The organism is Orenia sp., assembly GCF_055140805.1.
The window spans coordinates 1-11,107 of the sequence record NZ_JBSQYM010000098.1; the positions used below are offsets into that span (position 1 = coordinate 1).

Sequence of the window (11,107 nt, forward strand, 5' to 3'; positions counted from 1 at the left end):
AGGGGAGGAATAAAAAGAAGTTAAAGTCCTCTCCTTATTAGGGAGAGGATTTAGGAGAGGGTGGTTTACTCACACTCATAGCTCACACTCGACACGAAACTGTCGCAATATCTATCTATTATCTCAACCTTATTATTAATATAAATAAATCACTTAATTACCATCTTTATTCTGTGGAAGACAGATAGTAAATGTACTCCCTTGCTTAATCTCACTTTCAATCTCTATATTACCCTTATGAATCTTTACAATCCATTGGCAGATTGATAAGCCTAAGCCACTTCCACCACTAGCTCTAGAGCGAGATTTATCTACACGATAAAATCTATCAAAGATATATGCTTGGTCCTCTTTAGAGATACCGATACCACTATCCTTAATTTCGATTTTAATCTGATTATTTTCAGCTTTAGCATTGACAGCTATACTGCCTTTAGGAGGTGTATACTTAATAGAATTATCCAACAGATTTATTAATAGTTGAGTTAACATACTTTGATCACCATATAGGCTCAAACCTTGTTCAACCTTAAAAGCTATATTAATACTTTTTTTTAAAGCCAACTCCTCCATCTCTTCAATAACTATTTCAATTAATTCTGTGAAATTTAAATCTTCTTTTTCGATAGGTTGTTGATTCATATCACTGCGAGCTAATAATAACAGTTGTCCTACTAAATGACTCATGTAATCAGTCTGCTTATGAATAACTTTCAAGGCATGTCTGTACTCTTTAGTAGACCGTTTCTCTTTTAAATTCTCTTCAGCATGTACTCTAATTATAGCAATAGGAGTTCTTAGCTCATGGGAAGCATCACTGGTAAATCGCTTCTCCCTACTAAAGGCTTCTTCCAAGCGATTTAATAAATCATTTAAAGTATCTATCAAACGCCCTGTTTCATCATCACTATTTTTAGCAACTATTCTCTTTGAAAGGTTACTATGGCTTATAGCTTGAGCAGTCTTACTAATCTGATCAATAGGCTTTAAAGCTTTATAGGCCAGAAAGTAACCTCCACTACTAGCTAGTAATAAGGTTAATGGTATGCCTAATATTAAAATAGTTATTAGCTTATTTAAAGTTGCTTCTTCATCAGCTAAAGAACGTGCTAACCTCAAATATCCTATAGCATCTTGTTTATTTTTAGCTATTACAGTTACCACTACCCACTTTTCATCACTTCCACTATCCTCTAACTCTATTAGAAAATCAGATTCAGCAGGTTTAATCACCTTAGGAGTTACTTTAGTAACATATTTACCCATAAGTAACTTCCCAGATTGATTATAAAAAGCACTGATAGTTCCTTTAAAAATGATTTCTTCTAACTCTTCCTCTAATGTAAGCAGATAGGGTTCATTATCATTTTGCTCCTCTTTGCTAGCTTCTCTTAGAACTTTCTCTGCTTGAATCTGTAATTGCTTTCTTACTCTATCATGAATATAGTTTTCCATGCTCCAGTAAAGAGTTCCACTAAAAAATATCAAAACTAAGGCTAAAATAATAATATACCAAAGTGTTAATCTGACCTTAATTCTAGAAGAGAGGTTCTTTAATCTGCCTATCATCTTCTTACCACTTTCAATCTATAACCACGTCCTCTAACAGTCTCTATTAATTTTCTATCAAAATTCTTATCTATCTTCTTGCGCAGATAACGAATATAGACATCTACAATATTAGAGTTACTACCATATCTATAATCCCAGACATGTTCCTCAATTTGAGTTCTACTCAAAACTTGTCCACGATTTCTAATTAAATATTCTAAAACAGAATACTCTTTAACTGTCAACTCAATCTCTTTTCCTGCTCTAGTTACCTTGTGGGTAATAGTATCTAATACTAAATCATCTACCTTTAATACATTATTACTCTCCTCTAATTTTCTTCTAAATAAAGCTCTAATTCTTGCTCTCAATTCAGCAAAAGCAAAAGGCTTCGTTAAATAGTCATCTGCACCTAAATCTAAGCCCATCACCTTATCCTCTATTGAATCCTTAGCTGTAAGAATCAAAACAGGTACTTTATTTCCTTGACCTCTTAATTCCCTTAACACTTCTATCCCACTTTTGACAGGTAGCATTAAATCCAAGATAATCAAATCATACTGTATTACAGTAGCTAAATCTATTGCTTCTTCTCCATTATTAACAGTATCAACAGCATAACCATCTTCTTTTAAACCTTTCTGTAAGACTTCTGCCAAATGATATTCATCTTCTACTATTAACAACCTCACTTTTATCCCTGCTCCTTCCTTTAATTGCATTATAATATTATCAATTAATTTTAAATAAACTTAAAAACAAAAATTCAGATGATATCTGAATTTATTTATACCTACTACTTTAATCTTATCAAATTATTTTATTTAATAAATTGCCTTTCCCATATATCCTATATTAAAAGGATTAAATAAAAATTAAAAAAAGATTAAAATATTTTAATCTTTTTTTAATTTTTATTTTTTAAAATAATTTTACTAATTAGGATTAAAAAATCCTAATCTGAATTTCATTTCTCTTTAATACTCCTATTATAAACTTAAACAAGAAAATACTTAAAGGAGTGAGTTTATGCTAATACCATCTATATATATGTATATTTTATTTGTATCTATAATCTATTATTTAGTTAAAGAGGAGTACTGGAAAGGTTCCCTTGAAAAATTATCGATTATAATTAAAAAGAATATCAGACCATCCATCATAGTATTTATTATAACACTATTTTCAATTTCATTCTTAGATTTACCGATTTCCAAATACTTTTCTCATCAAAATAATATTAGTTTTTTGAAGCCTTTTATTAGAATTATAAATAAATTTGGAGATGGCTCCTTTATATTCCCCTTATTTATTACCCTATTAATTGTTTCTTTGTTAGTTCAACAGGAGAAGTATAAGAAGATATTATTAATCTCTCTTAGTTCTTCTATTTATGCAGGTTTATTCAATTTGTTCTTAAAGATTTTATTTAACAGAGCCAGACCCTATACTGATTTAAACCCTTATGAATTATTTGTTTATAATCATTCTAATATTTTTAAAGCAGATTATTGGAGTATGCCTTCTGGACATACTATCGTAGCCTTTGCTACTATGGTACCTCTAGTAATTCATTTTAAAAATAAACTATTAAAATCTTCTCTGCTTACTCTATCAATTTTAGTAGCCTTCGCTCGAGTATACCTCTTTAAACATTGGCTTAGCGATGTTATTATGGCTGCTTTTTTAGGCACAATAATCGGTATAATGGCTTATCAGAATAATATAAACAAAATCTCAAATAACCCCATTGAAATTCATTCAGAAATATAAAAATTCTACTAAAAACTAGTTGTAAATTCTTATTTTCTAAAAAATAACACCCAGATATACTCTGAATGTTATAATTAAGTATTTATTAATTTTAATTCTACTGACTATACAGATTATAGGTTCGTGAATCTAGAATAAAATTTAGCCATAATGCTATATAGAGATAATGGTACACTTTCGTGTCAGGAATCAGGAATCTGGAATCAGTGTTTATAACTGATTCCTGACTACTGATTCCAGATTCCTAAAAGTGTCGTAATATATCTATATAACGACATATTTAAATCTCACTCTAAAGTTGAATGACTATACCTTCTCTACTCTACTTTATAGAATTTATAGGTAAGCAACTGCTCTAATTGAGCTGGTCCCTGGCGATCCTTTTCCCACTTCTTGATATCATCTAAGCTTTTAAAAGAAGTATGGGGACTGACTAAAGACTCTAAGCGCAAATACCAAGGTTTTTCATCTATAACCACAATGGTCTTATCAGCATCTACATTGCCCCAATGGGATAATCTATGCTCATAGAAATTTCTACCCTGCCCATTCTGCCAATATGTAATTATCCGTTTAGCTTTAATCTCTCCTACTAAAACTGCACCATCAGGTGCTTTCTCTTTAATACTTCCTATTCTACCTTCTAATAAAGGTAGATGATTGACAAAGCCTTCTGGTGAACGGGTATAATCAAAACGAACCTTTCCTAAAAACTCTGTTACCTTAGAAAAATTAAAAGTAACCATAATTCCTGTTCTAATATCCCTCTCATCAAACTTTTCATCTAAGAGATTTTCATATAAAGCTCCTACTTTGTATCCTTTCCAATCAAATCCCAAATAAAGACTATAACCTGGACCACTTCTACCTAACTGATAGGGCCTTCCCTCTCTTTTAACTGGCCCTCCAGGATGGCGCAGAGGTAAATCTCCAGCCCTAGCCTCAAAATCTACCATTCCAAATTTATCACGATAGAAGATATAGTTTTCTATTAAATTACTACCATCACGTTCCCCAAATCCCCAATTGATACCTGTGATATGATAACCTAAGCCATATTTACTATTATAATCTAAAGTTAGCATTTGACCATTATAACCAGTTTCAGCATTCTCATAACGCAAATCCTCAGTTCCTGGTACTTGATCAAAGGTAGATATTAAATCTGGATTTGGAAATCTTAAATATCTCATCTTACCTATCTTCAAGCTCCCACTTAAAGTACCTAATTGCCCATAGTGATAACCATAACTCTCTATGTAGAGCTCATCAAAGTTAGGGTCAAAACCCTCAATTGTATCAAGCTTCTTATTAGACCTTAAAATTGAATTCACTCTTATCCCAGGTGCTAAATCGACATTTGATTTTAATTGTAAATTTCTTAATTTAAAATGATCATTCCAAAAATGAGCCCCTACACTCAAATCCCAGTTACCATTAAATCTCCCTATATAAGGAAACCACCAATCACTTTCTATCTCTTCTGTAGCATTAACTCCACTTGCTAATATTGCATTTAGAATAAAGATTATAAGTACATATCTTAGTACTCTTTTCAATCTAATTTCTCCTTCCTATCTTTAGCTTGCTCTACTTATGGTAAAGCCAAAAATATTACAAATATTTTATATTAATAATTATTATGTTAATTTATAACCTAAAGATAAAAACAATTTTTTGCCACGAATCTCACTAATCTCCACGAATTATTCCAAGATAAGTTGAGATATTAAATTAAGATTTTGATTTTATCCGTGTTTCATTTGTGTTAATTCGTGGCTAAAGAAGTTTAAATTTTTTCATATTCTCTATAATATAGATATTTAAATTTAAACTACTTCCCAAATAATAATCTTCCCAAAAATGGCCGATGAATGTCAACAGCCTCTTGAGGGCATAGTTCTTGACAACAAAAACAACGAATACACTTATCCAAATCTGCCTCAACACAGCTATCGGTCTTAGTAATTATCTTTGGGGGACAGCTCTGAATACAGACACCACACTGTATACACTTATCTTTTTGGAAGATAGGCTTGGGTCGCATATGAGAAAGTAGCCATTTAGCAATTGGAGTAGGTAATCTGAGAGTCAACAATTCAACAGAATCCTGAATAGTTGGTGCTACAAAGGAATATTGCTCTACCTCTTCACCTAAAAGCTCAACCTCCTCTAATTGATAGATAAGCCCTCTATCCTTAGCAATTTTAATGGTAGGAATCGATAATGGATCTAATTTGGCTATTTTAGCCATTACTACATCTAAAGCAGTAGGATTGGGACTGATTAAGATAGTATTTAATTTGATAGGTTCTCCTCCTGTAGGACCCTCTCCCTCCATTCCTATAATCCCATCCATAATTGTTAAATCTGGATTAGTAGCCAAGGCTATATCCATTAAAGCATTGGAAAAATCATCAATCTCCTGCATTTTCATATGATACTCTGCTTTTAACAGGCCCGGAATAGCACCAAACATATTCTTAACTCCACCGGTCATCTTAGTCAGCCCATGACTTTTAAATTTAGGCAAGTTGATTATCACATCAGCATCACTAATAAATTTACCTAGGGTTATATTCTTCAAAACCTTGCCTTCAGTAAAAGGACTTTGAACCTCATCAAAATTCCAATTCAGCTCTGCTCCAGTATTTTTGGCTACATCTTCCATTCCAGTCTTACGATAAACTCTCTTCACCATCGATTCATTGAAAGGACCACCAGGGCTATCACCAATAATAACCTTTGCACCAACCTCCTGTACTAACTCTGTTACTGCTTGAACTAAGGCAGGATGAGTTGTAGCAGATTTTTCTATTTTTTTGGCCATAACTAAATTAGCCTTTAAAAGTACCTGTTGATTAGGCTGAACAAAGGCCTCTATTCCACCCCACGGTGCCAAACCTCTCTTTAAATTTTCCCTTATTAACTTGACATCATAATCATTACATTTTAGCACCATTACTCGATTATCTTTAAAGCCCATTAGAGTCTCTCTCCTTCAATATAAGATATATTTATAGTTTCTATTATTAGGTTAAAATTCCTTTAAATATATAAGAATAAAAAAGACTGAACATCTTTAATTAAAGATGTTCAGTCTTTTTAGATTTAATTCATATTTATTTCATATCTGACGGAAGAAGACTTAATACCCCTTGTGTCATAGAAGAAGCTTGAGAGAGTATAGCTTCCCCTGCTTGTTTTAGTATTTGTCCTTTAGTCATTTTCATAACCTGTTTAGCCATATCAGCATCCTCAATTTTAGAATTAGCCGAAGTTAGATTAGATTCAGAATTTGCAACATTATTATATATGTGATTTAAACGATTTTCATAAGAACCAAATTTTCCGCGCTCTTTAGACACTTGACTATTAGCTTTATCTAGCTTTTCAATAGCTTTCATAGCCTCTTCTATAGGATCAACTTTAATATCATCTATACCTAAGTTAGTAGTACGAGCATCGGTCAATTCAATTCTTAATTCATCTCCTAAATTTGGTCCCACTTGTAACCTAAGAGTAGATGGTTCTAGTTTCTGACTATTATCTCCTTCTACTTTATCTACATTAGTTTTTAGATCATCTACTAATTGATTTAATTTATCAGTGATATCATCAGAACTGGATGGTGAATAGTATTTTCCTCCTGTAAAATCAACAATTTCATCAAAATCACCTTCACTTATTGTACCAGCCATTCCAAATACATAGGTTTGAATATCATCACTATCAAAACCATTTTTAATATTAGTACCTTCTAATGTATTTTTAGCAGTTTCTTCACTAGAAAAGTATCCTGATTCATACTTAGCAGCTTCATCATATGCATCAGTAAATAAAACAAATGCCTTATGTGCTCCTTCTCTATAACCTAATCGTTTACCAATGTCACCATCAGGATAAGCCCTATCAATTTGTTCATAAGGTCTGGTCCAACTATCTACTTTACTTGTATTATCAATATTAGATTTAATCTTATCAGTATCACTTTCAAAAGATGAATATGTATCCTTAATTGAAATTCTACCGTCATTAGTCATATTCACCACTGCCACTTGAGCGTCTGTTGACTGACCTAATTCTTCTACAAAAGATTTAGTCCCTTCTTTTACAGCAGTAATATCACCATCTGTCATGCTTGCAGAATAATCAATATGAAATACAATATCTAATTTAGGTGTAGTACCGGAATTGCTTGGCTGTGAATTAACCTTAAATTTAGGAGACAAAGGCTTTATCCCATTAAAATCTGTACCATGAGCAATATCATCAATCCCCGCTTTTAATTGCTCTATCTCTTTTTGAACCTCTTTTCTATCATTCTCAGTTAATGTTCCATTACCTGCTTGAACTGCTAACTCCCTCATTCTATGTACTTGGCTCTGTATCTCCCCTAAACCAGACTCAGCAGTCTGAACTAAGGATATTCCATTCTGAATATTATACTTAGCCATCCTTAATCCTCTAGTCTGTGCCTTCATTTTCTGTGCAATAGCCATCCCTGCCGCATCATCGGCAGCTTGATTAATCCTCTTTCCTGAAGACAATTTACCCAAAATTTTAGTCTGTTCTTTACTATTAACTTTTAGTTTATTATATGCATTTATAGCTGCCAAATTGCTCTTTATTATCATCAGCAAAACCCCCTACAGAAATGCAAAAATCGAAATGTTATTTATATAACAATAATACTATAATTATTATTTTATGTCAAATAATACTCTTAAATCCATATAACACATTTCCCTTTAATTAATCATAATTTAAATATTAAAAACGGGTACTCTGATTTCTCATAGTACCCTTAGCTTCTAAGCAAAATGTAGAATAAATTGAATTAATAGATTTGCTATTATCCCTGCCAAGATATCATCTAACATGATGCCCACTCCACCATGAAACTTCTGAAGGTTACGAATTGGTGGTGGTTTTAAGATGTCAAAAACTCTAAATAGTACAAAAGCAGGAATTAACATAGTAGGTGCCAAATTATACATAGCAACCAATAAACCAGCAAACTCATCTACTACAATCTGAGGTGCATCCTTCTCACCAAAGAGATTTTCAGCATGATGAGAGAGAAAAGTACCAAGTATAAATACTATAAAAACCAAAGGAAAACCCACTAATCCCATGCCAAACTTAAAAGCAATCCATAATAAGATAGTCGCTACTAAAGTTCCTACCGTTCCTGGGGCATAAGGGCTAAGTCCACTATAAAATCCAGTGGCAAGAAATTCAACTACCTTATCTATGCTCCATCCTTTCATTCACTAATCAACTCCTTAGACTTTAATAAGTAATCTAGACCAGAAATTAGAGTCAATATTACAGCAATCCATAACAAAATATTAGAAAAAGGTAAATCTAAGATTAAAAATATTATCGAAAAAATCTGAGCATTGGTCTTATACTTCCCTAAATTACTTGCTGCAATTACAACTCCTTCAGCAGCAGCCAAAATTCTCAAACCTGTCACAGCAAATTCACGACTGATAATAATAACTGCTGGCCAAGCACTGATGGCTTGCATATCAACTAAAGAGATAAAAGCCGCTGAAACTAATAATTTATCAGCTAAAGGATCGATAAACTTCCCTAAATTAGTTACTAAACCATCCCTTCTAGCAATATAACCATCTAATGCATCGGTAATTGCAGCTAGAATAAAGACTCCTAATGCTAAATATCTTCCTATATCACCTAAAGACTCTAACAATAAAAAAATCATAAAAATTGGTACTAAAGCAATTCTAAGCAAAGTCAATTTATTTGGTAAATTCAAATTCATTCAATTTCCACTCCTACTAAATCATACTCATAGGCCTGGCTAACCTTGACCTTAATCATATCACCTATCTTAGCTGATGTACCCTCTACATAAATAACTCCATCAACATCAGGAGCATCTCGGCGAGTCCTTCCCACCATAATAGCTTCTTCTTCTGATTGGACTTCTTCTAATAAAACTTCAACTACTTTCCCAACCCAGGCCTGATTTCTTCGATATGAGATATCTTCTTGTATACTCATAACCCTTTCATATCGCTCCTGCTTTCTATCTTCAGGAATCTGACAAGGCATTTTTGCAGCTACAGTCCCTTCTTCTTGAGAATAAGTAAACGCCCCTAAGCGATCAAATTCTGCTTCTTTGACAAAATCAACTAGAGTCTCAAACTGTTCTTCACTCTCTCCTGGAAATCCTACAATCAGTGAAGTTCTTAAAGTAATATCGGGAATTCTCTTACGTAATTTCTTGATAGTTCTTAATACATCCTTTTTAGTCCCACCACGATTCATCTGCTTTCTAATCTCATTATCTGCATGTTGTACTGGCAAATCAAGATAATTTAAGATACGACCTTCTGTAGCAATCACATCAATCATCTCATCAGTCAAATGGCTTGGATAAGCATATAGTAATCTAAACCATCTAATAGTATCAACAGTTAATAACTCTTTTAAGAGATCTACTAATTTTGACTCCCCATAAAGATCAATCCCATATTGGGTTATATCTTGGGCAATAATATTAACTTCCTTCACACCTGCTTGAGCTAATTGCTCAACCTCTTCTTTAATATTTTCAATTGATCTACTCTTTAAAGTTCCTCTTAATTGAGGAATAATACAATAAGAACAACAGTTGTTACAACCTTCTGCTATCTTAACATAGGCTGTATGATCTGGTGTTAGATTAGTTCTAGGTAGATAGCGATCATAATCAAATTCAGGATTAGTAACCTCTATTCTCTTCTTGCCACCAAAGGCATCATTAATAACCTCTACAATTGCATCAAAGTTCCCTGTCCCTATAATAGCATCAACCTCTGGCATCTCTTTTTTCAGCTCTTCACTATATCTTTGAGATAAGCAACCAGTCACTATTAGTAACTCACAGTTACCATCCTTCTTATACTCAGCCAATTCCAAGATACTATTAATCGACTCTTCTTTAGCATCAGAGATAAAGCCACAGGTATTAACTATCAATACTTCAGCTTCATCATACTTCTTAACTATCTCATGTCCACCTTCTCTAATCAATCCCAACATAATCTCAGAATCCACTTGATTCTTAGCACAACCTAAACTTAACAATCCTATTTTACTCATTTTAAAAAGTCACTCCTCTTATAACTTATTATCTTGTATACTGGCAGATATATATATACGGTATTTTAATTTGCCTAATTATTATATAGCTTTTCACCATCTTAATTAAAAAATCCTTTATTAATAGTAAGATTTAATACTATATAAGTTGAATTATTAATTTTTAATTAAGGCTCTTCCATGATTTTTGTGAAAAATCAGATTGATAACTAATAATAAAATATAAGAAATCGGTTATCAGGAATCTAGAATCAGTATAATTCACAGCTTCCTTACTCCTGGTTCCTAAAGTTATATTTTAGGATATAACTATTGTTAATCACAAAGCTTGTTGTTGAACCTTAATTAATAAAATTGTTTAATTCAATCTATAACACTATATACTAAAATAAATACTAACTATTAAACGAAGATAAGAGAGCACGATTGCTCCCTTATCTCTATAACTATTTCATTATATAATATTTACTTATTTACTTCAAAGAATTTAATTAATTTTAATTAGTTCATATCTCTTAAAATATATAATTTAACCTTATTATAAATGTCTAACCCTGAAATTAAACTTAATGGGTATATTGCGACACTTTAAGTTTTAGCTACGGGTTTTAACCCGTAGTGTAACATATCACCATCACCACAGGTTGAAACCTGTGGCTAGTAA

9 protein-coding genes are annotated in these 11,107 nt (G+C 32.3%); 1 reads left to right on the plus strand and 8 read right to left on the minus strand.

The features are described 5' to 3' along the window. Positions 1-153: 153 nt before the first annotated feature. On the minus strand, positions 154-1,569 hold the full coding sequence (locus tag ACTCDL_RS10325; RefSeq protein WP_463176388.1) for a sensor histidine kinase: 1,416 nt from the start codon (positions 1,567-1,569) through the stop codon (positions 154-156). Beyond that, positions 1,566-2,243, minus strand: a complete 678-nt coding sequence (locus tag ACTCDL_RS10330) for a response regulator transcription factor (RefSeq protein ID WP_463176389.1) — start codon at positions 2,241-2,243, stop codon at positions 1,566-1,568. Before ACTCDL_RS10330 ends, ACTCDL_RS10325 begins: the two co-directional genes overlap by 4 nt. 337 nt (positions 2,244-2,580) lie before the next feature. On the opposite strand from ACTCDL_RS10330, the gene ACTCDL_RS10335 reads away from it, so the two are divergent. Then, a complete protein-coding gene (locus tag ACTCDL_RS10335) occupies positions 2,581-3,324 on the plus strand; it encodes a phosphatase PAP2 family protein (protein ID WP_463176390.1) in 744 nt (247 codons plus the stop codon). 317 nt (positions 3,325-3,641) lie between these two features. Here the strand turns inward: ACTCDL_RS10335 and ACTCDL_RS10340 are convergent, their stop codons facing one another. The 6 genes from ACTCDL_RS10340 to rimO all read right to left on the minus strand — a co-directional run bounded on the left by ACTCDL_RS10340 (position 3,642) and on the right by rimO (position 10,443). Continuing rightward, a complete protein-coding gene (locus ACTCDL_RS10340; RefSeq protein ID WP_463176391.1) occupies positions 3,642-4,883 on the minus strand; it encodes a hypothetical protein in 1,242 nt (413 codons plus the stop codon). 275 nt (positions 4,884-5,158) lie between these two features. After that, a complete protein-coding gene (locus ACTCDL_RS10345; RefSeq protein WP_463176392.1) occupies positions 5,159-6,310 on the minus strand; it encodes a DUF362 domain-containing protein in 1,152 nt (383 codons plus the stop codon). A 136-nt stretch (positions 6,311-6,446) separates the two neighbouring features. After that, positions 6,447-7,961 (minus strand): flagellin N-terminal helical domain-containing protein, encoded by a 1,515-nt coding sequence (locus tag ACTCDL_RS10350; protein ID WP_463176393.1) that lies wholly within the window; start codon positions 7,959-7,961, stop codon positions 6,447-6,449. Between the two features lie 177 nt (positions 7,962-8,138). Continuing rightward, positions 8,139-8,597: a phosphatidylglycerophosphatase A family protein gene (locus tag ACTCDL_RS10355; RefSeq protein ID WP_463176394.1), complete on the minus strand. Its 459-nt coding sequence runs from the start codon at positions 8,595-8,597 to the stop codon at positions 8,139-8,141. Beyond that, complete coding sequence (gene pgsA, locus ACTCDL_RS10360) at positions 8,594-9,112, minus strand: CDP-diacylglycerol--glycerol-3-phosphate 3-phosphatidyltransferase (RefSeq protein WP_463176396.1); 519 nt, start codon at positions 9,110-9,112, stop codon at positions 8,594-8,596. Before pgsA ends, ACTCDL_RS10355 begins: the two co-directional genes overlap by 4 nt. A 2-nt stretch (positions 9,113-9,114) precedes the next feature. Further along, positions 9,115-10,443, minus strand: a complete 1,329-nt coding sequence (gene rimO, locus ACTCDL_RS10365; RefSeq protein WP_463176395.1) for a 30S ribosomal protein S12 methylthiotransferase RimO — start codon at positions 10,441-10,443, stop codon at positions 9,115-9,117. Positions 10,444-11,107: the final 664 nt, after the last annotated feature.

Bases quoted from the DNA above. Each gene is read 5' to 3' on its own strand.
- ACTCDL_RS10325 (WP_463176388.1), bottom strand. From the start codon at position 1,569: ATGATAGGCAGATTAAAGAACCTCTCTTCTAGAATTAAGGTCAGATTA.
- ACTCDL_RS10335 (WP_463176390.1), top strand. From the start codon at position 2,581: ATGCTAATACCATCTATATATATGTATATTTTATTTGTATCTATAATC.
- ACTCDL_RS10345 (WP_463176392.1), bottom strand. From the start codon at position 6,310: ATGGGCTTTAAAGATAATCGAGTAATGGTGCTAAAATGTAATGATTAT.
- ACTCDL_RS10350 (WP_463176393.1), bottom strand. From the start codon at position 7,961: ATGATAATAAAGAGCAATTTGGCAGCTATAAATGCATATAATAAACTA.
- ACTCDL_RS10355 (WP_463176394.1), bottom strand. From the start codon at position 8,597: ATGAAAGGATGGAGCATAGATAAGGTAGTTGAATTTCTTGCCACTGGA.
- rimO (WP_463176395.1), bottom strand. From the start codon at position 10,443: ATGAGTAAAATAGGATTGTTAAGTTTAGGTTGTGCTAAGAATCAAGTG.